The sequence below is a fragment of the Luteimicrobium sp. DT211 genome, from assembly GCF_049844995.1.
In the GTDB taxonomy this organism is placed as follows: domain Bacteria; phylum Actinomycetota; class Actinomycetes; order Actinomycetales; family Cellulomonadaceae; genus Luteimicrobium.
In genome coordinates this window covers 720,991-741,600 of the sequence record NZ_JBNCMC010000002.1, presented here as the reverse complement: position 1 = coordinate 741,600, position 20,610 = coordinate 720,991, and the positions used below count along the sequence as shown (strand labels likewise).

Genomic DNA, 20,610 nt, shown 5'->3' with positions numbered 1-20,610 from the left:
CGCCGCACCCCGAGGGGGTGCGGCGTCCGGTGTGATCGAGGCGCGACGGCGCCCGATGCGTCAGAGCGTGCTGACGGCCTTGGCCAGCGCCGACTTGCGGTTCGCGGCCTGGTTCTTGTGGATGACGCCCTTCGAGACGGCCTTGTCGAGCTTGCGCGACGCGGTCGTGAGCGCGGTCGCCGCAGCGTCCTTGTCGCCGGCCGCGACGGCCTCGCGAACTCGACGCACGTACGTCTTGAGCTCCGACTTCACGGCCTTGTTGCGAAGGCGGGCCTTCTCGTTCGTGCGGATGCGCTTGAGCTGGGACTTGATGTTTGCCACGTGTGGACTCTCTGGTGTGTTTCGCCGGAGCGAGGGGACAGGTCGTAGAGGGCGACTCCGGTACCGGGACTGGGGTGGGGACCCGTGGTGAGGTTCCGGAGCTGTGCCCGCCGACCTTCGGCCCGGTCCGCACCCGGAGACCGTGAGGGTGGTCGCCCGGCGCGACGCCCGGAACCAGGCGGACACGCAGCCTCAGAGTCTACCAAAGCCTCGGGCAGCCCCGGAACGCCCGGTCGAGCGTCAGAGGCCGGCCACCACGGCGTCGGTCGAGCGTCAGAGGCCGGCCACCACGGCGTCGAAGGTCCGTCGGTCCATGATCGCGCCCTCGCGGCGCACGCGCACCGGGTCGATCCGCAGCACCCGGTCGAGGCGGATCTCGGACGGCCGGCCCTTGCGGTCCCACGGGCCCGCGCCGATGTCCACCCAGCGCCTGCCCCATCGGGCCTCGTCCGCGGCGTCGCGGCTGTGGTCCTTGCTCGTGAGCATGAGGGCGAGGAGCCACGGGCCGTCCCGCCCGACGACGAGGACCGGCCGGTCCTTGCCCTGGCTCGCGTCCTCCTCGTAGGGCACCCAGGTCCAGACGATCTCGCCCGGGTCGGCGTCGCCGTCGAGCGCGGGGGAGTACTCCGGCCGGACGGTGCCCGTGAAGTCGCCCGGGTAGGCGCGGGTACCGCGTGCCGTCGGACGCGTCGGCGCGGGCGCGCCCGCACGTCGTCCGGGCCTCGGCCGGTCGGGGCCCGAGGTCAGCGCGCGCCCGAGCTTCCCCAGCAGGTCGGACCAGAAGCTCCTTGTCACGCGTGCCAAGGTAGCCGACCGTCAGGGGACGAGCGTGCTGCCGAGCACCGCCCGCAGGGCCGCGGGGGTGCCGCTGACCGTGAGCGCGTCGTCGTCGGGAGCCAGGCGGCCCCACAGCAGGAGGGCGAGCGCCCAGGCGGGACCCACGACGCGCGCGTCGGCCTCGCCGGAGGACGGCCCGATCCGCCAGGAGGCGACCGGCGGCGCGAGCACGATGGCCTCGGACGGGCCGTGCACGTCCGTCGTGACGAGGTCCACCGCGACGGTCGGGGCCGTCGCCCGGCCGAGCCGGACCTGCCGCGGGTGCATGACGGTCACGACCTCGTCGACCGTGTCGGCCCAGACGGCCGACCAGGTGCCGGCGGTGCCGGAGCGGGGGGTGGCGCCGGTGGCGACGCGGAGGTCGACGAGGTGGACGAGCGTCTCGTGGAGCTGGCGGCGGTACCAGAACGCGGCGGGGCCTGGCCCGTCGAGCGTCAGGGCCGGCGCGTCGAGCGCGCGCTCGGTGAGGGTCGCGCGCAGGTGCGCCGACGCCCAGCCGTAGATCTCGACCAGCCGGTCGCGTTCGCGCGGCTGCGACGCGTCGGTCCCCTCGAGGTCCACCCCGAGCGCCATCGCGGCGGCCCACCAGTGGATGCCGGCGAGGTGGAGGGCAAGGTCGGCGACGCGCCACGCGCCGCACGTCGGTACGGGCGCCTCGGGGTCGGCACGGCCGAGGAGGTCGAGGAACGACTCCTGCGCGGCGGTGAGCACGCACACGGGGTCCTCGATGGCGTCAACTCTCATGGGAGAATGGTGCACCGTGCCCCCCATCCCCTCCCAGGCCGACGCCGTGCGCATCCAGCCCGCCGCCACGGCGCCCGAGCTGCTGCGCAACTTCTGCATCATCGCGCACATCGACCACGGCAAGTCGACGCTCGCGGACCGCATGCTCCAGCTCACGGGCGTCGTCGACGAGCGCGCCGCTCGGGCGCAGTACCTCGACCGGATGGACATCGAGCGCGAGCGCGGCATCACGATCAAGTCGCAGGCCGTGCGGATGCCGTGGGCCGTCGCGCCCACGCCCGGCGCTGCCTCCGTGCCCTACGCCCTGAACATGATCGACACGCCCGGCCACGTCGACTTCACCTACGAGGTGTCGCGGTCGCTCGCGGCGTGCGAGGGCGCGGTGCTGCTCGTGGACGCCGCGCAGGGCATCGAGGCGCAGACGCTCGCCAACCTGTACCTGGCGATGGAGAACGACCTCGAGATCATCCCGGTCCTCAACAAGATCGACCTGCCCGCGGCGCAGCCCGAGAAGTACGCGGAAGAGCTGGCCGGCCTGGTCGGAGGTGACCCGGAGGACGTGCTCAAGGTCTCGGGCAAGACGGGCGAGGGCGTCGCGGCGCTCCTCGACCGCATCGTCGAGCTCGTCCCGCCGCCGGTCGGGGACGCGGACGCGCCGGCGCGCGCCATGATCTTCGACTCGGTCTACGACACGTTCCGCGGCGTCGTGACGTACGTGCGCGTCATCGACGGCCGCCTGAGCCCGCGCGAGCGCATCGTCATGATGTCGACGCGGGCCCACCACGAGCTGCTCGAGATCGGGGTCATCTCGCCCGAGCCGATCCGGACCAAGGGGCTCGGTGTCGGGGAGGTCGGCTACCTCATCACGGGCGTCAAGGACGTGCGCCAGTCCAAGGTCGGCGACACCGTCACCAACGCGGGCAAGCCGGCGTCGGAGGCGCTGGGCGGGTACTCGGACCCCAAGCCCATGGTGTTCTCCGGCCTGTACCCGATCGACGGGTCGGACTACCCGCTGCTGCGGGACGCGCTCGACAAGCTCAAGCTCAACGACGCGGCGCTCGTCTACGAGCCGGAGACGTCGGTCGCGCTCGGCTTCGGCTTCCGCGTCGGCTTCCTCGGCCTGCTGCACCTGGAGATCGTCCGCGAGCGCCTCGAGCGCGAGTTCGACCTCGACCTCATCTCCACGGCCCCGAACGTCATCTACGACGTCACGCTCGACGACCGCAGCGAGGTCACGGTCACGAACCCGAGCGAGTATCCGGCGGGCAAGATCCGCGAGGTCCGCGAGCCCGTCGTCCGCGCGACCATCCTCACCCCGGCCGAGTACATCGGCGCCGTCATGGAGCTCTCCCAGTCCCGGCGCGGCGACCTCCTGGGCATGGACTACCTGTCCGAGGACCGCGTCGAGATGCGCTACACGCTGCCCCTCGCGGAGATCGTGTTCGACTTCTTCGACCAGCTCAAGTCCCGCACCCGCGGCTACGCGAGCCTCGACTACGAGGCCCAGGGCGACCAGGTCGCCGAGCTGGTCAAGGTCGACATCCTGCTCCAGGGCGAGCAGGTCGACGCGTTCAGCTCGATCGTCCACAAGGACAAGGCGTACGCGTACGGCGTCATGATGACGGCGAAGCTCAAGGAGCTCATCCCGCGCCAGCAGTTCGAGGTGCCCATCCAGGCGGCGGTCGGGGCCCGCGTCATCGCTCGTGAGACGATCCGCGCGATGCGCAAGGACGTCCTCGCCAAGTGCTACGGCGGTGACATCACGCGTAAGCGCAAGCTGCTCGAGAAGCAGAAGGAGGGCAAGAAGCGCATGAAGACCATCGGCCGCGTCGACGTGCCGCAGGAGGCGTTCATCGCCGCGCTGTCCTCCGACGCCGCTGGTGGCGGCAAGACCGCGGACAAGGACGCGAAGAAGAAGTGACGCAGTCATGAGCCCCGCCCTGCCCGAGGGTGAGCCCGTCCCCGACGACGGCGCGCTCCCGGCCTGGGTGCGACCGGCCGCACCAGCCGAGCGTGCGTTCGGCGTCTACGTCCACGTGCCGTTCTGCACCGTGCGGTGCGGGTACTGCGACTTCAACACCTACACGTCGGCCGAGCTCGGCGGGGGAGCCTCGCAGGTCGCGTACGCGGACACCGCGCTCCGGGAGCTCGATCTCGCCGCGCGCGTGCTCGACGATGCCGGGCTGGGCGGGCGGCCCGTGTCGACCGTGTTCTTCGGCGGGGGGACGCCGACCGTCCTCCCGGCCGACGACCTGGCGCGCCTGCTCCGCGGCGTCCGCGACACGTGGGGCCTCGCCGACGGCGCCGAGGTGACCACCGAGGCCAACCCCGACTCCGTGACCCCGGCGTCCCTCCGCACCCTGGTCGACGCGGGGTTCACGCGCGTGAGCTTCGGGATGCAGTCGGCCGTGCCGCACGTCCTCGCGACGCTCGAGCGCACGCACGACCCGCGCCGGATCCCCGAGGTCGTGGCGTGGGCCCGGAACGCCGGCCTGGACGTGTCGCTCGACCTGATCTACGGCACGCCCGGAGAGAGCGTGGCCGACTGGCGTGCCAGTGTCGAGGCAGCGCTCGCGACCGGCGTCGACCACGTGTCGGCGTACGCGCTCGTCGTCGAGCCGGGCACCCGGATGTTCGCCCAGGTGCGGCGCGGCGAGCTCGCGCTGCCCGACGAGGACGACCAGGCCGCCAAGTACGAGCTCACGGACGCGCTGCTCTCGGCCGCCGGGCTCGAGTGGTACGAGGTGAGCAACTGGGCGCGCGGCGGTCAGCACGGCCCGCATGCGAGCCGTCACAACCTCGCCTACTGGCGCGGCGACGACTGGTGGGGCGTCGGGCCGGGCGCGCACTCGTACGTCGGGGCCCCGGGTGCGGGGCACGAGCCCGAGCCGGAGCACGCGGGTGTGCGCTGGTGGAACGTCAAGCACCCCCGCGCCTACGCCGCAGCCCTCGAGGCCGGCCGCAGCCCCGCGGCCGGGCGCGAGCTGCTCACCGCCGACGACGCGCGGCTCGAACGCGTCATGCTCGCCGTCCGGCTGCACGACGGCCTGCCCACAGCCGACCTCTCGACGAGGGCACGAGCCGCCGTCGCGGGGCTCGTCGCCGACGGTCTGCTCGACGGACGCGAGGCCGTCCGGGGCCGGGTCGTGCTCACGTTGCGGGGCCGGCTCCTCGCCGACGCCGTGGTCCGCGAGCTGACGGACTGAGCCGACCCGCCGCGTGCCACCCGTGACACCGCGACGCTGCTGCGCGATGCTGGGCACTCGGGGCGAATGTCCCGACCTTCACGGGACCCACCCATCGACGCGACGAGGACGATATGAGCGAGAACCCCTACGGCCCCGGTCAGGGCGCAGACCCGAACGAGCCGCAGCAGCCGAACGAGCCGCAGCAGCCGCCGGCAGCACCCCCGGTGCAGCCGGGCGCCTACCCGCCACCGGCGCAGCCGGCGCCTGGGGCGTACCCGCCGCCCCAGCAGCCGACCGGGCAGCCCGGGTTCCCGCCGCAGGGTGCCTACCCGCCGGCCGCGCCGCAGTACCCGGCGGCCGGCTACGGGGCGCCGACCGCGACGAGCAAGAACAACCTGGGCACCTGGGCCCTGGTGCTGGGCATCCTGTCGATCGTGTGCTTCGGTCTCCTGGCCGGCATCCCCGCGATCGTCCTCGGCAACAAGGGCAAGGCAGCGGTGGCGCAGGGTCTGGCGACCAACCGCGGCGCGGCCCAGGCGGGCATCGTCCTCGGGATCATCGGCACCGTGGTCTCCGTGATCGGCGTCGTCTACCGCGTCTCCCAGTGAGGCGGACCGCCGCCGGGCACGTCGAGCCCGTACGGTCGACGTGCCCCGCGGCGCTCGGGTGATGACGGCGACGATCCGTCCCCGGTGGCGCACGTCCCCCGCGACAGCGCCGTCGTCCTGCGCCATGCTGGGCCCCGGGGCGGATGTCCTGCGTCCACCGGCCCCGTTGATCCACGCGACGAGGACGAGGACGACATGAGCGACAACCCGAACGGCCCTGGCGGCGACCCGAACGAGCCGACCTCCCCGTACGAGCCCGGGGAGCCGACGGAGCCCGCTCAGCCCGCGCCGCCCAGCCAGCCGGCTCAGCCCGCGCAGCCGACCGAGCCGCCGGAGCCGCCGACGGCCCCGCCCGGCCAACCCGGCGGCTATCCGCCGCCCGGTGGCTACCCGCCTCCAGGGCAGCAGCCGCCGTACGGTCAGCAGCCCCCCGCCCAGCCGGGCGCGTACCCGCCGCCCGGGGGCTATCCGCCCCCCGGCCAGCAGCCTCCCGCGTACGGCCAGCAGGCTCCCGGCGGCTACCCGCAGCCTCCAGGGGGCTTCCCGGCGGCGCCGCCCGCGACGGGCACGACCCAGCCCAGCTGGGCGACGGGCGCCCCCGTCACGGTCGGGCAGGCGGTCTCGTACGGCTGGAGCAAGTTCTGGTCGAACGCGGGCGTCTGGATCGGCGCGGTGCTCGTGGTGTTCGTGATCGCGGTCGTCATCAATCTCATCTTCAGCGCGAGTCTTCGGGCCGCGTTCAGCGGCTCGTCCACGGAGGACCTGCAGCAGCGCCTCGACGACGCACGCGGGTTCGGGAACGTGCTGCTGGCAGCCGTCGGCTCGATCCTCTCGTACGTCGTCCTCGCGTTCCTCGTGAGCGGGGCGCTGGCGACCACGTACAAGGGCCGCGCCCGGTTCGGCGACTTCTTCAGGCTCCGGAACGTGGGCCAGGTCGTCCTGCTCGCGGTCGTCGTGGGCGTGCTGTCGTTCGTCCTCGGCTACCTGCCGGTCGTCGGCCCGATCGTCCTGCTGGTCCTCGAGTTCTTCCTGACGTTCGCGCTGTACTTCGTGCTCGATGCCGGGCAGGACGCGTTCACGGCGATCCGGTCGAGCTTCAGGGTGGTCGGCGAGAACCCGGGCGTCGTGATCGTGCTCATCCTCGCCGCCATCGGCATCGTGATCCTCGGCGCGATCGTCTGCTTGGTCGGCCTGCTCGCGGCCATCCCGATCGGCCTGCTCGCGTACGCGTTCACGTACCGCCGGCTGACCGGCGCGATGCCGCTCTGATCCGGTGGTGCGTCAGCCCGCGGTGACGAAGTCGATGAGCTCCTCGACCCGCCCGAGGAGGCTGGGCTCGAGGTCGGCGTAGCTGCGCACGGTCCCGAGGATCCGCTGCCACGCGCGGCCGGTCGCGCCGGGACCGTCGGCGGGCCAGCCGAGCTCGCGGAGGATCCCGAGCTTCCACTCGGTGCCGCGCGCGATGACGGGCCATGCGTCGAGCCCGATCCGCTGCGGTCGCACGGCCTGCCAGACGTCGACGTACGGGTGCCCGAGGACGAGCACCGTGCCCCGCGGCACCGTCCGGAGCGCCTCGTCGGCGAGGCGGCGCTCCTTCGAGCCGGGCACGAGGTGGTCGACGAGCACGCCGACCCGCCGCTCCGGGGTGGGCGCGAAGTCGGCCAGGGCGTCGGCGAGGTTGTCGACGCCGTCGAGCAGCTCGACGACGACGCCCTCGACGCGCAGGTCGTCACCCCAGACCTTCTCGACGAGCTCGGCGTCGTGCTTGCCCTCGACCCAGATCCGCGACCCGCGGGCCACCCGGGCGCGCTGCCCGACGACGGCGCGCGACCCCGACGCGGTCCGCGCGGGCGCCCGGGGCGCGGCCGGGGCGGTGGGCGGGACGAGCTCGACGGGTGCGCCGTCGAGCCAGAAGCCCGGGCCGAGGCTGAAGGTGCGGGTCCGCCCGCGCCGGTCCTCGAGCACCACGACGTGCATCCCGCCGGACTTCTCGACCCGCACGACGGCGCCCACCCAGCCGGACTCGACGTCCTCGACGACGAGCCCCCGCTCGGCGGGAACGGGGCGCGAGGAGGGCCGGGGGCGGTGGTGCGCTGAGCCGCGCACCGGGCCGGGGCCCGCGCCGGCGGCGGGGGCGAGGACGTCGGGGCCGTAACGGTCGAAGCTCACCCGGACACCCTAGGTTTCGCCGCGGACGACGGCGGTGAGCGACCCGCCGCAGGCGAGGACGGGCCCGTCGTGGTAGCACCGGAACCATGACGTCGGACGCCGCCGGGCACGGCACGGACCAGCAGACCGACCTGCAGACCGACCCGCAGCGGTGGCGGGTCCTGGCGGTCTGCCTCGCGGCGGGCTTCGTCACGCTGCTCGACGTCTCGATCGTGAACGTCGCTATGCCGTCGATCCAGCACGCCCTGGACGCGTCGGCGACGGCCCTGCAGCTCGTGGTCGCCGGCTACACGCTGGCGTTCGGCCTGGTGCTGGTGCCGGCGGGCCGCCTCGGCGACGCCGGGCACCGGCGGGGACTGTTCCTGGCGGGCCTCGTCGCCTTCGCGCTCGCGAGCCTCGCCGCCGGCCTGGCGCCCAGCGACGAGTGGCTCGCCGTCGCGCGGCTCGTGCAGGGGGCGTGCGCGGGCGTCGTCAGCCCGCAGGTCACCGGGTACATCCAGCAGGAGTTCCGCGGCTTCGAGCGGGCGCGGGCGTTCGGGATGTTCGGCGCCGTGGTCGGGGTCGCGACCGCGATCGGGCCGCTGCTCGGCGGCCTCCTGATCCAGGCGTTCGGCGAGCAGGACGGGTGGCGCTGGGTGTTCGGCATCAACGTCCCGATCGTCGCCGTGGTGCTCGTCTACGGCCTGCGCGTCGTGCCGCGTCCGGTGGCGGTGCGCCGCAGCGCCCTCGACCCTGTCGGGCTGGTCGGGGTCGCGGCCGCGACGGTCGCGTTCATGACGCCGTTCGTGCTGACCACGGGCTCCGGCGACGCGCCCGCGCGCTGGTGGTTCCTGGCGCTCGCGGCCGCGCTGGGTGCTGCGACCGTCGGCTGGGAGCGCCGGTACGAGCGGCGGGGACGCGACCCGGTCCTGTCGCCCGAGGTGTTGGGGCTCCGCTCGTTCCGGTTCGGGGCGCTGCTGGGCCTGGCCTACTTCGCGGGCTTCACGAGCGTGTTCCTCGTGGTCACGCTGTTCCTGCAGAACGACCTGGGGCTGACCGCGCTGCAGGCCGGCCTGGTGGGGCTGCCCTTCGCGGTCGCGTCGGGCATCTCGGCGCTCGCGTCGGGGCGGGCGGTCGCGCGCTGGGGCCGACCGGTGGTGGTCGTGGCGCTCTGCGTCGTCGTGGTCGGCCTCGCGGGCACGGACCTGGCGATCCGCATCATCGGCGACGAGCCGGGCCGCACGGTGCTGCTGTGCTGCGTCGTCGCCACGACGCAGTGCCTCGCCGGCGCGGGCTCAGGACTGGTGATCGCGCCCAACCAGACGCTCACGCTCGCCGAGGTGCCCGTGCGTCGGGCGGGCGTCGCGGGCTCCATGCTGCAGGTCGGGCAGCGCGTCGGCTCGGCGGTCGGCATCTCGGCGGTCCTGTCCGTCTACTACGGGTCCCGGGCGTCCGGGGCGAGCGGCGCGACCGCGGTCGGCCGGGGGCTCCTGATCACGATCGGGCTGGTCCTGTGCGCGCTCGTCGTCGCGCTGCTGGACGCGCGCCGCCGGGTGCGCGCCGACGACCGCGGCGACGGCGCGGACGACGGCGAGGCTCCCGACGGACGCACCCGGGCGGCGTAGGATTGGCACTCCGGGGGTGAGAGTGCCACCCGTCCCCGGGCCGGCTGCGACAGGAGGACGCGTGAGCGAGGAGCGACGGCTCGACGTGCTGCGTGCGATCGTCGAGGACTACGTCCGCACGCGCGAGCCCGTCGGGTCGCGCGTGCTCACCGAACGGCACAACCTCGGCGTCTCGCCCGCCACGATCCGCAACGACATGGCGGCCCTCGAGGAGGCCGGGTACATCGCCCAGCCCCACACGTCGGCCGGCCGGATCCCGACGGACACGGGCTACCGCCTCTTCGTCGACCACCTCGCCACGGTGAAGCCGCTCTCCCAGCCGGAGCGCCACGCGATCGAGCAGTTCCTCGACGGCGCGGTCGACCTGGACGACGTCGTGGCCCGCGCGGGCCGCCTGCTGGCCGAGCTCACGGGCCAGGTCGCCGTCGTCCAGTACCCGTCGCTGCGCCGCTCGGGCCTGCGGCACCTCGAGCTCGTCGCAGTGGGGCAGACCCGGCTGCTCGTCGTCATCATCACCGACACCGGCCGCGTCGAGCAGCGGATGCTCGAGGTCGCGTCCGTGCCCGACGAGAGCGACCTGACCGTCCTGCGCGCACGGCTCAACGCCGCCGCGGCCGGCAAGCGGCTGCCGCTGCTCGGCTCCGCGCTCGAGGACGTCGCCCAGGGCCTCGAGGACGGCGTGCAGGAGCTCGCGCGACGCGTGGCCGACGTGATCGTCCAGACCCTGGCAGAGGAGAGCGAGGAACGGCTCGTCCTCACGGGCACCGCGAACCTCGCGAGGACCGGCATGCGGTTCGAGCACGCGCTGCGTCCCGTCCTCGAGGCGCTCGAGGAACAGGTGGTCCTCCTCGGCCTGCTCACCGAGATGGCCGAGGACGCGGGCGACCGGTCGGGCGTCCGCGTCAGGATCGGCCACGAGACCCAGTACGACGGCCTCTCCGAGACGTCCGTCGTGACCACGGGCTACGGTTCGGAGGGCGAGGTCGTCGCGGCGATCGGCTCGATCGGCCCCACCCGCATGGACTACCCGGCGACGATCGCGTCGGTGCGCGCGGTCGCGCGCTACCTGACCCGCATCCTCGCGAACTGACCGTGCCCGCGACCCTGCCCCCGACTGCTTCGTCCGACCACATCCCTGCCCGCACCCGTGCCTGAGAGTGACTTGGTGAACGACTACTACGAGATCCTCGGCGTCCCGCGCGACGCGAGCGCCGACCAGATCAAGAAGGCCTACCGCAAGCTCGCGCGCGAGCTCCACCCGGACGTCGCCGGGCCCGACGCGGAGGACCGCTTCAAGGACGTGTCCCGCGCCTACGAGGTGCTGTCCAACCAGGACAAGCGCCAGCAGTACGACCTCGGCGTCGACCCCACCGCCCCGGGCGGCGGGATGGGCGGCTCGGGCGGCTTCGGCTTCCAGGACATCTTCGAGACGTTCTTCGGCGGCGGCCAGGCGCAGCAGGGGCCGGTGCCGCGCTCGCGCCGCGGCCAGGACGCGCTGGTGCGGCTCGACGTCGACCTCGAGGAGGCCGTGTTCGGAGCAAAGCGCGAGCTCCAGGTCGACACCGCCGTCGTGTGCCGGACGTGCGGCGGCACCTGCTGCCGCCCGGGCACGAGCATGCACACCTGCGAGGTCTGCAAGGGCCGGGGCGTCGTGCAGCGTGTCCAGCGCTCGTTCCTCGGCCAGATCATGACGACGGCGCCGTGCGCCGCGTGCCAGGGCTTCGGCACCGTCATCCCCGAGCCGTGCGTCGACTGCGGCGGCGAGGGCCGGGTGCGCGAGCGCCGGACCATCTCCGTCAACGTCCCCGCCGGCGTCGAGACGGGCACCCGCATACGCCTGACCGCGCAGGGCGAGGTCGGCCCGGGCGGCGGCCCCGCGGGCGACCTCTACATCGAGGTCCGCGAGCGCCCTCACGAGACCTTCGTGCGCCGCGGGGACGACCTGCACTGCACGCTGGAGGTCCCGATGACGGCGGCGGCGCTCGGCGCGAACCTGACCCTCGACACGTTCGACGGCGAGCAGGAGGTCGATCTGCGGGCGGGCACCCAGCCCGCGCAGGTCGTGACGCTCCGCGGGCTCGGCGTGGGGCACCTGAGCGGGTCGGGTCGTGGGGACCTCCAGGTCCACGTGGACGTCCAGGTCCCGACGACGCTCGACGAGGAGCAGGCCGAGCTGCTGCGCTCCCTCGCGCGCCTGCGCGGCGAGGAGAAGCCGGAGCCGCGCCTGTCGGCGGCCCACCCGGGCGTGTTCTCGCGGCTGCGCGACAAGCTCTCCGGGCGGTGAGCGGCGCGTGAGCGCGCCCGTCTTCCTCGCCGAGCGCAGCGCGGCCGACCCGCTGTCGCGGGTCGAGCCGGGCGACACGTACGTGCTCGACGGCGCCGAGGGGCGTCACGCGGGCGTCGTGCAGCGCCGCCGGGCGGGGGAGCGGGTCGACGTCGTGGACGGCGAGGGCACCCGCCTGCTCGCCGTCGTCGTGCGGGCCGAGCGGGACACGCTCGAGCTGAGGGTCGAGGCCGTCGAGACCGAGCCCGAGCCCGCGGTCCGGCTGGTGCTCGTCCAGGCCCTCGCGAAGGGCGACCGCGACGAGCTCGCGATCGAGGCAGCGACCGAGGTGGGCGTCGACGCGGTGCTGCCGTGGCAGGCCGAGCGCTCGGTGGTGGTGTGGCGCGGCGACCGCGCGGCCCGCAGCCGGGCGCGCTGGCTCGCGACCGTGCGGGCCGCGGCCAAGCAGTCGCGCCGGGCCCGCGTGCCCGAGGTGCGGACCGACGTCACGACGACGGCGCTCGCCGACGTCGTCCGGGAGACCGTCGCGGCCGGCGGCCGGGTCGCGGTGCTGCACGAGGACGCCACCGAGCCGCTCGGCACCCTGGCCCTGCCCGAGGCAGGCGCGCCGGGCGCCCCGACCCCGGAGGTGCTCGTCGTCGTCGGGCCGGAGGGCGGGATCTCGGACGCCGAGCTCGAGCGCCTCACCGAGGCGGGCGGGCGCCCCGTCCGGCTGGGCCCGCACGTGCTCCGGACCTCGACCGCGGGCCCCGTCGCGCTCACGCTGCTGTGCGAGCGCCTGGGGCGCTGGGCCTGATCCGACCCGCGAGCGAGGACGCCGCGCGGCCGTGCCGCGCGGCGTCCTCGTGCGTCGGTCCGAGGACCGTCGCGAGGGCTCAGCCCAGGTCGCGGCCCTCGCCGACGGCCCGCTCCTCCTCTTCCTCCTCATAGCTCGCGAGGATGTCCTCGGCGGGCACGGGCCGCAGGCGGTCCCAGAGGAAGAAGACCCCTCCGACGACGAGCATCGCCAGCCCGGTCCACACGTTGATGGCGATGCCGCCGGTCTTCGCCTTGTCGGCCGTGGGGTCGGCGAGGCCGACGACGAGCACGAGAACGCCGTAGAAGACGAAGATCGCGCCGATGATGCGCCGGAGGTCGAACCGGCGGGTCGAGCGGACGTGCGCCTCCTGCTCCTCGGTCGTGAGCTCGGCGTGGTGGGAGACCATGCCGGCCGGCACGCGCTCGTGCAGGGGGCTGCTGTTCTGGCTCACGGGATGCTCCTCGGGTGTCACAGGAACGGCAGGTAGAGGACGACGCACAGGACGAGCGCCACGGTGCCGAGCAGGGCGGGCGAGCGGTACCAGGCGGTGTCGGTGGCCACCGCGCCTGCCCGCATGTCGATGCTGCCGACGCCGTAGACCAGCCCCTTGAGCTCGCTCACGTCCTTGGGCCTGGTGAGCGGCGTGATGATCGCGGCGACCACGAGGACCGTGACGAACGAGATGATCGCGCCGTACATGGTCTCGGCCGTGGCCGACGAGAACAGGGTGTCGTCGTTGAGGTAGGCGATCCAGACGACGGTGGGCGCGGCGATGCCGGCGAGGTACGACCAGAGCGCGGCGGACGCCGTCATGCGCTTCCACAGCAGTCCGACGATGAAGACGGCGAACAGCGGCGCGTTGAAGAACGAGAACAGCGTCTGCATGTACGTCATGATGTTCTCCGCCCGCGAGGCGATGAACGCGGTGCCGATGCCGACGAGGACGCCGACCACCGTGACCTGCCGACCCACCTTGAGGTAGTGGGCGTCGGGCATCTTCGGCCTGATGTATCGCTGCCAGATGTCGTAGGTGAACACCGTGTTGAAGCTCGACACGTTGGCCGCCATGCCGGCCATGAACGAGGCGAGCAGCCCGGTCACGGCAACGCCGAGCACGCCCGTCGGCAGGTACATCTGCATGAGCTTCGGGATGGCGTCGTTGTACGTGAGGCCCGAGTTGTCCGCGCCGCTGAGCTGGTTGCCGAGGACCGCGGCCGCGATCAGGCCGGGGATGACCACGATGAACGGGATGAACAGCTTGGGGAACGCCGCGATGAGGGGCGTGCGACGCGCCGCGGACATGTTCTTCGCGGAGAAGGCGCGCTGGACCTCGGTGAAGTTGGTGGTCCAGTAGCCGAAGCCGAGCACGAAGCCGAGGCCGAGCACGATCGTGAGCCAGTTCGCTCCGATCGGGTTGGTCACGTCGCCGATCCCGGTGCCCTTCCATGCCGACAGGTGCAGCGGGTCGGTCTTGGCGAACGAGTCCTGGAGCCCGCCCCAGCCGCCGACCCGGTGCAGGCCGACGATCGTGAGCGGGATGAGGCCGGCCAGGATGACGAAGAACTGCAGCACCTCGTTGTAGATCGCCGAGGAGAGGCCGCCGAGCGTGATGTAGACCAGGACGAACCCGGCCGACACGAGGATGGCGACCCACAGCGACCAGCCGAGCATCGCCTCGATGACGATCGCCATGGCGTAGAGGTTGATGCCGGCGATGAGCACGTTCGAGACCGCGAACGCGATCGAGTTCACCGCGTGGGGCGCCTTGCCGAAGCGGCGGAGCATGAACTCCGGCACCGAGCGCACCTTCGAGCCGTAGTAGAAGGGCATCATCACGAGGCCCAGGAAGACCATCGCGGGCACGGCGCCCACGAGGTAGTAGTGGAGCGTCGACATCCCGATCTGGGCGCCGTTCGCGGCCATGCCGATGATCTCCGTGGCACCGAGGTTCGCGGCGACGAACGCCAGACCGGTGATCCAGGCGGGCATCCGGCGGCCGGACAGGAAGAAGTCCATGCTCGTGCGTACCTGGCGCCGGGCCACGAACCCGATGCCGATGACGACCCCGAAGTAGACGACGACCATCAGGTAGTCGACCCATCCGAGGTCGAGGTGAATGCCCGAGGTGGTCTCGGCGAGCACTCTCATGCGGCTCCTTCGTGCTGACGGGACGACGGAGCGCCGGCGACAGTCGACGCGCCGCCGTGGGGCTCCGGCACGCTACGACGGACCGTGGACATGTAGCAACTTTGCGCTCAGGAAACGGTCTGGAGGTGTTCGGAGCTGATCGGTCGGTGACGATGCCCGACCGGGGCGGTGAGCGAGGGATGCACGGCGTTCGCCGTCGCGCGCGCGAGGGCCGACGGGGCGTTAGCGTGGCGACCCATGAGCCAGCCCGACTGCCTGTTCTGCAAGATCGTCGCCGGCGAGATCCCGGCCGACGTCGTCGCCTCCACGGACCGCGCGCTCGCCTTCCGCGACATCGACCCGCAGGCACCGGTGCACGTGCTCGTGGTGCCACGCGAGCACCACCGCGACGTCGCGGCGCTCGCGGCCGCGGACCCGCAGCTCCTGGCCGACGTCGTCGCGCTCGGCCAGCAGGTCGCGACCGACCTCGACGAGGGGGAGTTCCGGCTGATCTTCAACACCGGGGCCAGGTCGGGCCAGAGCGTCTTCCACACCCACGGCCACGTGCTCGCGGGCGCCCGGCTGGGCTGGACACCCGCCTGACCCGACGCGAGCCCCGCGCCGCCGCCGTCGGTGGTCAGCCGTGGCCGTGCCCGCGCCCGAGGGTCGACGTGGTGGTCAGCTCGTAGGCCGTCTCGGCGTGCTGGCTGGCGTCGAGGCCGGCGTGCTCGTCGTCGGCGGTGACGCGCAGCCCCATGGTCGCGTGCAGCACGCGCGCGATGGCGTACGTCGCGGCGAACGCGAACGTGGAGACAGCGACGACGCCCACCACCTGGGTGCCGAGCTGCTCGAGCCCGCCGCCGAGGAACAGCCCCTGGTGCGCGACGGCGGGGTTGACGGCGGCCGCGGCGAACAGCCCCACGCAGAGCGTCCCGACGACGCCGCCCACGTAGTGCACCGCGACGACGTCGAGCGAGTCGTCGTAGCGGAACCGGAACTTGAGCCGGATGGCGAACAGGCAGACCGCGCCGGCGACGACCCCGACCGCGAGCGCGGGCAGCGGCTGCAGGTACCCGGCCGCGGGCGTGATCGCGACGAGGCCCGCGACCGCGCCCGAGGCCGCGCCGAGCGTCGTCGCCTTGCCGGTGAGCCGCTTCTCGAGCGCGAGCCAGCCGATCATGCCGCCGACGCCGGACAGGTGCGTCGCGAGCGCGGCGCTCGCTGCGAGCGTCCCGGCGCTCAGCGCGGAGCCGGCGTTGAAGCCGATCCACCCGACCCAGAGGAGCCCCGCGCCGAGCAGCGTGAGGGGCAGGTTGTGGGGCGCCATCATCTCGCGCGGCCAGCCGCGCCGGGGGCCGAGGACGAGGACGAGCGCCAGCGCGGACGCACCCGAGCACGTCTCGACGACGGTGCCGCCCGCGAAGTCGAGGAGCCCGAGGCGGTGGAGCCAGCCGTCGGGCGAGAAGGTCCAGTGCGCGACGGGCGCGTAGACGACCACAGACCAGACCGCGACGAGCACGACGAACGGCTCGAAGCGCATCCGGTCCGCCGTGGCCCCGGTGAGGAGCGCCGCCGTCAGGACCGCGAAGAGCAGCTGGAAGAGCACGAACACGAGCGGCGGGATCGTGAGGTCCGTCCCCGGCACCCCCGCCGTCGCGTGGGCCAGCCCGACCAGGTGCAGGCCGCCCACGAGGCCGCCGCCGGCGTCGTCGTCGAAGGCGAGCGAGTAGCCCACCAGCACCCACGTCACCGAGACGATCGCGATGCACGCGAAGCTCTGCATGATCATGGCCAGCACGTGCTTGGAGCGCACCATGCCGGCGTAGAAGAACGCGAGGCCCGGCGTCATGAGGAGGACGAGCGCGGTGCACGCGAGGACCCAGGCGGTGTCGCCGGCGTCGACGTGCGCCGGCGCTGCGGACAGCAGGGCGTGCGGGAGGGCTGTCATGGCGGGCGTTCCTCTCGGGTGGGCGGCGTCAAAATACAGGGTGGACGGGCGTCGATAGGATGGGGTTCCACGACTCGGCACATCGAGCCGTCCCCGAGATCCGAAGGAGAGCGACGGCGTCAGCCGGCTCATGACATCGACACCCCGTCCCGAGGCCCCCGACCCCGCCGCGCAGGGCAGCGCCGCGAGCAGCCCTCGGATCGAGCACCGCATCGTCGTCCCTCCCAGCGTCCCCATGGTCGCCGTCCTCGGCAGCCGTGACTCGGTGCTGCGCGCCGTGGAGGACGGCTTCCCGAGCGTCGACGTGCACGCGCGCGGCAACGAGATCGCGGTCGCCGGCGGGCCCGGCGAGGTCGCGCTCGTCTCGCGCCTGCTCGACGAGCTCGTCGAGATCGCCGAGTCCGGCACGCCGCTCACGCCCGACGTGGTCCGGCGCTCGATCGGCATGCTGACCGCCCCGACGGCGAGCCGCCCCGCCGACGTCCTGACCTTCAACATCCTGTCCAGCCGGGGCCGTCAGATCCGGCCCAAGACGGTCGGGCAGAAGCGCTACGTCGACGCGATCGACGCCAACACCATCACGTTCGGGATCGGCCCCGCCGGTACAGGCAAGACGTACCTCGCGATGGCGAAGGCCGTGCAGGCGCTGCAGGCCAAGCAGGTCGACCGGATCGTCCTCACCCGCCCGGCGGTCGAGGCGGGGGAGCGGCTCGGGTTCCTGCCCGGCAGCCTGTCGGAGAAGATCGATCCCTACCTGCGCCCGCTCTACGACGCGCTGCACGACATGGTCGACCCCGACTCGATCCCGCGGCTCATCGACAACGGCACCGTCGAGGTCGCGCCCCTGGCATATATGAGGGGCCGTACGCTAAACAGCGCATTCATCGTCCTCGACGAGGCGCAGAACACGTCCGCCGAGCAGATGAAGATGTTCCTGACCCGCCTCGGCTTCGGCTCGAAGATGGTCATCACGGGCGACGTGACGCAGGTCGACCTGCCCGGCGGCACGACGTCGGGCCTGCGGGTCATCGAGGACGTGCTGACGGGTGTCGAGGACGTCGAGTTCTGCCGCCTGACGTCGTCGGACGTGGTGCGGCACCGGCTCGTGAGCGACATCATCGACGCGTACGCGCGGTGGGACGTCGCCTCCGGCGCCGGACAGCGCCGCCACGACCGCCGCGACGACCGTCCCGGCCGCGACAACCGAGGAGCCCGCGCATGAGCATCGAGGTCAACAACGAGTCGGGGTTCGAGGTCGACGAGGCCGAGTTCGCCGCGCTCGCGCGCTTCGTGCTCGACCAGATGCACGTGCACCCGCAGACCGAGCTCTCGATCCTGTTCGTCGACACCGCGACGATGACGGACCTGCACGTCAAGTGGATGGACGAGCCGGGCCCCACGGACGTCCTGTCGTTCCCGATGGACGAGCTCCGGCCCGGCCGCGAGGGCGAGGTCACGCCCGCCGGCCTGCTGGGGGACGTCGTGCTGTGCCCCGAGGTCGCCGTCGAGCAGGCCGCGAGGGCCGGGCACTCGACGGTCGAGGAGATGCTCCTGCTGACGACGCACGGCATCCTCCACCTGCTCGGCTACGACCACGCGGAGCCCGAGGAGGAGAAGGAGATGTTCGGCCTCCAGCGCCAGCTCCTGCTGACGTTCCTCGCCTCCCGATGAGTGCCGCATGAACGGGGAGCCCGTCTGGCTGCTCGTCCTCGTCGCCGTCGTCGGGATCCTGCTCGCGGCCGCCCTGAGCGCGGGCGAGACGGCGGTCCTGCGCCAGGGCTCGCTCTCGGCGCACGCGCGCGAGGAGAGCGACGAGTCCGACGCCGACGACGTGCGCTCGCGCCGGGTCGCGGTCCTGCTCGAGGACGCCCGCGGGGCCGCTGCGTCCGCGAGCTTCGTCCGCGTGCTCGCCGAGATGGCGGCCACGGCGGCCATCACGCTGGCCGTCGGTGCCTGGCTCGACCCGTGGTGGGCCGTGCTGCTCGTGTCGCTCGTGATCAGCGCCGTCGTCGCCGTGGGGCTGGTGCGGCTCAGCCCCCGCAGCCTCGGCCGGACCCACGCGCCCGCCGTCCTCCGCACCCTCTCCGGGCTGCTGTGGGTCGTGGTGCGGGCGACGCGCTGGCTGAGCCCGGTGGTCCGCCCTCCGCCGCCCAGGCCCGAGGAGGAGGCCGAGGAGCTGCGCGAGCTCGCGCGGCGCGCCGGCGAGTCCGACGCGTTCGAGGACGACGACCGCGAGCTCCTGCGCTCCGTGTTCGAGCTCGGCGACACCATGGTCCGCGAGGTGATGGTCCCGCGCCCCGACATGGTCACCGTCACCGCCACGACGACGCTCGACAAGGCCCTGCGCCTGTTCCTGCGCTCGGGGTACTCGCGCGTGCCGGTGGTCGGCCGCTCGGTCGACGACCTGCTCGGCGTCCTCTACTTCAAGGACGTGACGCGGCTGGTGACCGACGGCAACGGAGGAGCGCAGCGGCTCGCGCGCGACGCGGCCCGCCCCGCGGTGTTCGTGCCGGAGTCGAAGCCCGTCGACGACCTGCTCCGCGAGATGCAGGCCGCCGCCAACCACATCGCGATCGTCGTCGACGAGTACGGCGGCATCGCCGGCCTCGTCACGATCGAGGACGCGCTGGAGGAGATCGTCGGCGAGCTCACCGACGAGCACGACCGCTCGGGCCCGGAGATCGAGGGCCTCGGCGACGGTCGCTTCCGCGTGCCCGCGCGGCTCGCGCTCGACGACCTGGGCGACCTGTTCGGCGTCCGCATCGAGGACGACGACGTGGACACGGCGGGCGGCCTGCTCGCCAAGGCGCTCGGCAAGGTCCCGCTCGCAGGCTCCGTCGCGGACACCCACGGCCTCCATCTGGTCGCCGACCGGGTCGAGGGCAGGCGCCGCCTGCTCGCCACGCTCGTCGTGGGGCGCGCGGAGAGGCCCGAGCACGACGATCACACCGACGACGGGACCGCGGCTGCTGGTCCGTCTCCCACGCAGCCACCCGCCACGAGAGGACATTCATGACCACCGCCGACGCCCACCGCTCCGGCTTCGCGTGCCTCGTCGGCCGCCCGAACGCGGGCAAGTCGACGCTCACCAACGCGCTCGTGGGCGAGAAGGTCGCCATCACGTCGGGCCGGCCGCAGACCACGCGGCACACGATCCGCGGCATCGTGAACCGGCCGGACGCGCAACTCGTCCTCGTGGACACGCCCGGCCTGCACCGCCCGCGGACCCTGCTGGGCGAGCGCCTCAACGACCTCGTCCGCGACACGCTGACCGAGGTCGACGTGATCGTGTTCTGCGTCCCCGCGGACCAGAAGGTCGGCCCGGGGGACCGGTACATCGCCGCGCAGCTCGCCGACATGACGCGAGGGCGGCGGGGAACGCCCGTGGTCGTCGCGGTCACGAAGACCGACACCGTCCCGCGCGACCGGGTCGCCGAGCAGCTGCTCGCGGTCTCGGCGCTGGGCGACTGGGCGGACGTCGTGCCGGTCTCGGCCGTGCGCGGCGACCAGGTGGGCCTGCTCACGGACGTGCTCGTCGGGCACCTGCCCGAGGGCCCCGAGCTCTACCCGGGCGGCGAGCTCACGGACGAGCCCGAGGCCGTCATGGTCGCGGAGCTCGTCCGCGAGGCGGCGCTCGAGGGCGTGCGCGACGAGCTGCCGCACTCGCTGGCCGTCGTCGTGAACGAGATCGTGCCCCGGACGCGAGCCGACGGGAGCCCGCGCCGCGAGGGCGACGAGCTCCTCGACGTCCGCGTCGACGTCTACGTGGAGCGGGACTCGCAGAAGGCCATCGTGATCGGCCGCGGCGGGTCGCGTCTGCGCGACGTCGGCACGCGGGCCCGTGCCGGGATCGAGGCCCTCCTCGGCTCGCGGGTCTACCTCGACCTCCACGTGAAGGTCGCGAAGGACTGGCAGCGGGACCCCAAGCAGCTGCGGCGGCTGGGATTTTGAGCCGGCTCGTGCGGGGCCGCCCCCGTCGCC

The 20,610-nt window shown here is 73.2% G+C and carries 20 protein-coding genes; 13 read left to right on the top strand and 7 right to left on the bottom strand.

All coding sequences use genetic code 11. The features are described from left to right. Positions 1–60: 60 nt before the first annotated feature. The 3 genes from rpsT to ACLQ14_RS07525 all read right to left on the bottom strand — a co-directional run bounded on the left by rpsT (position 61) and on the right by ACLQ14_RS07525 (position 1,902). Entirely contained in the window at positions 61–321 is a 261-nt protein-coding gene (gene rpsT / locus ACLQ14_RS07535) for a 30S ribosomal protein S20 (RefSeq protein ID WP_425811488.1), read from the bottom strand. A gap of 273 nt (positions 322–594) precedes the next feature. After that, positions 595–1,116: a type II toxin-antitoxin system PemK/MazF family toxin gene (locus tag ACLQ14_RS07530; RefSeq protein WP_425811486.1), complete on the bottom strand. Its 522-nt coding sequence runs from the start codon at positions 1,114–1,116 to the stop codon at positions 595–597. Positions 1,117–1,137: 21 nt separating this feature from the next. Continuing rightward, a complete protein-coding gene (locus ACLQ14_RS07525) occupies positions 1,138–1,902 on the bottom strand; it encodes a maleylpyruvate isomerase family mycothiol-dependent enzyme (RefSeq protein ID WP_425811484.1) in 765 nt (254 codons plus the stop codon). 16 nt (positions 1,903–1,918) lie between these two features. Between ACLQ14_RS07525 and lepA the strand changes: the two genes are divergently transcribed. The 4 genes from lepA to ACLQ14_RS07505 all read left to right on the top strand — a co-directional run bounded on the left by lepA (position 1,919) and on the right by ACLQ14_RS07505 (position 6,967). Beyond that, positions 1,919–3,823 carry a translation elongation factor 4 gene (lepA, locus tag ACLQ14_RS07520; protein ID WP_425811482.1) on the top strand — a complete coding sequence of 635 codons (1,905 nt, stop codon included), beginning with the start codon at positions 1,919–1,921 and terminating at the stop codon, positions 3,821–3,823. A gap of 7 nt (positions 3,824–3,830) precedes the next feature. Continuing rightward, positions 3,831–5,108, top strand: coding sequence for a radical SAM family heme chaperone HemW (gene hemW / locus ACLQ14_RS07515; protein ID WP_425811480.1), 1,278 nt, complete (start codon positions 3,831–3,833; stop codon positions 5,106–5,108). Between the two features lie 113 nt (positions 5,109–5,221). After that, positions 5,222–5,698 (top strand): DUF4190 domain-containing protein, encoded by a 477-nt coding sequence (locus tag ACLQ14_RS07510; protein ID WP_425811479.1) that lies wholly within the window; start codon positions 5,222–5,224, stop codon positions 5,696–5,698. 195 nt (positions 5,699–5,893) lie between these two features. Next, on the top strand, positions 5,894–6,967 hold the full coding sequence (locus ACLQ14_RS07505) for a hypothetical protein (protein WP_425811477.1): 1,074 nt from the start codon (positions 5,894–5,896) through the stop codon (positions 6,965–6,967). A 12-nt stretch (positions 6,968–6,979) separates the two neighbouring features. On the opposite strand, the gene ACLQ14_RS07500 is transcribed toward ACLQ14_RS07505, so the two are convergent. Next, positions 6,980–7,867, bottom strand: coding sequence for a DUF3097 domain-containing protein (locus ACLQ14_RS07500; RefSeq protein ID WP_425811475.1), 888 nt, complete (start codon positions 7,865–7,867; stop codon positions 6,980–6,982). Between the two features lie 86 nt (positions 7,868–7,953). Here ACLQ14_RS07500 and ACLQ14_RS07495 point away from each other — a divergent pair, with 86 nt between their 5' ends. The 4 genes from ACLQ14_RS07495 (at position 7,954) to ACLQ14_RS07480 (ending at position 12,551) form a co-directional block, all read left to right on the top strand. Continuing rightward, a complete protein-coding gene (locus ACLQ14_RS07495; RefSeq protein ID WP_425811473.1) occupies positions 7,954–9,471 on the top strand; it encodes an MFS transporter in 1,518 nt (505 codons plus the stop codon). Between the two features lie 61 nt (positions 9,472–9,532). Beyond that, positions 9,533–10,561 carry a heat-inducible transcriptional repressor HrcA gene (gene hrcA, locus ACLQ14_RS07490; protein WP_425811471.1) on the top strand — a complete coding sequence of 343 codons (1,029 nt, stop codon included), beginning with the start codon at positions 9,533–9,535 and terminating at the stop codon, positions 10,559–10,561. Positions 10,562–10,636: 75 nt separating this feature from the next. After that, positions 10,637–11,755 carry a molecular chaperone DnaJ gene (gene dnaJ, locus ACLQ14_RS07485; RefSeq protein WP_425811469.1) on the top strand — a complete coding sequence of 373 codons (1,119 nt, stop codon included), beginning with the start codon at positions 10,637–10,639 and terminating at the stop codon, positions 11,753–11,755. A 7-nt stretch (positions 11,756–11,762) separates the two neighbouring features. Further along, entirely contained in the window at positions 11,763–12,551 is a 789-nt protein-coding gene (locus ACLQ14_RS07480; RefSeq protein ID WP_425811467.1) for a 16S rRNA (uracil(1498)-N(3))-methyltransferase, read from the top strand. Between the two features lie 79 nt (positions 12,552–12,630). Here ACLQ14_RS07480 and ACLQ14_RS07475 read toward each other — a convergent pair whose 3' ends face one another. Next, a complete protein-coding gene (locus tag ACLQ14_RS07475) occupies positions 12,631–13,005 on the bottom strand; it encodes a hypothetical protein (protein WP_425811465.1) in 375 nt (124 codons plus the stop codon). A 17-nt stretch (positions 13,006–13,022) separates the two neighbouring features. Continuing rightward, entirely contained in the window at positions 13,023–14,702 is a 1,680-nt protein-coding gene (locus ACLQ14_RS07470) for a sodium:solute symporter family protein (RefSeq protein WP_425811463.1), read from the bottom strand. A gap of 237 nt (positions 14,703–14,939) precedes the next feature. Here ACLQ14_RS07470 and ACLQ14_RS07465 point away from each other — a divergent pair, with 237 nt between their 5' ends. Further along, positions 14,940–15,284 carry a histidine triad nucleotide-binding protein gene (locus ACLQ14_RS07465; protein WP_425811461.1) on the top strand — a complete coding sequence of 115 codons (345 nt, stop codon included), beginning with the start codon at positions 14,940–14,942 and terminating at the stop codon, positions 15,282–15,284. Between the two features lie 34 nt (positions 15,285–15,318). Here ACLQ14_RS07465 and ACLQ14_RS07460 read toward each other — a convergent pair whose 3' ends face one another. Further along, a complete protein-coding gene (locus ACLQ14_RS07460) occupies positions 15,319–16,629 on the bottom strand; it encodes an ammonium transporter (RefSeq protein ID WP_425811459.1) in 1,311 nt (436 codons plus the stop codon). A 130-nt stretch (positions 16,630–16,759) separates the two neighbouring features. Here ACLQ14_RS07460 and ACLQ14_RS07455 point away from each other — a divergent pair, with 130 nt between their 5' ends. The 4 genes from ACLQ14_RS07455 to era are packed head-to-tail and all read left to right on the top strand — an operon-like array spanning position 16,760 to position 20,580. Further along, complete coding sequence (locus ACLQ14_RS07455; protein ID WP_425811457.1) at positions 16,760–17,851, top strand: PhoH family protein; 1,092 nt, start codon at positions 16,760–16,762, stop codon at positions 17,849–17,851. After that, positions 17,848–18,300 carry an rRNA maturation RNase YbeY gene (ybeY, locus tag ACLQ14_RS07450; RefSeq protein ID WP_425811455.1) on the top strand — a complete coding sequence of 151 codons (453 nt, stop codon included), beginning with the start codon at positions 17,848–17,850 and terminating at the stop codon, positions 18,298–18,300. Before ACLQ14_RS07455 ends, ybeY begins: the two co-directional genes overlap by 4 nt. A gap of 7 nt (positions 18,301–18,307) precedes the next feature. Beyond that, on the top strand, positions 18,308–19,645 hold the full coding sequence (locus tag ACLQ14_RS07445) for a hemolysin family protein (protein WP_425811453.1): 1,338 nt from the start codon (positions 18,308–18,310) through the stop codon (positions 19,643–19,645). Next, positions 19,642–20,580 carry a GTPase Era gene (era, locus tag ACLQ14_RS07440; protein ID WP_425811451.1) on the top strand — a complete coding sequence of 313 codons (939 nt, stop codon included), beginning with the start codon at positions 19,642–19,644 and terminating at the stop codon, positions 20,578–20,580. The genes ACLQ14_RS07445 and era overlap by 4 nt, the downstream gene beginning before the upstream one ends. The last annotated feature ends 30 nt before the right edge of the window (positions 20,581–20,610 follow it).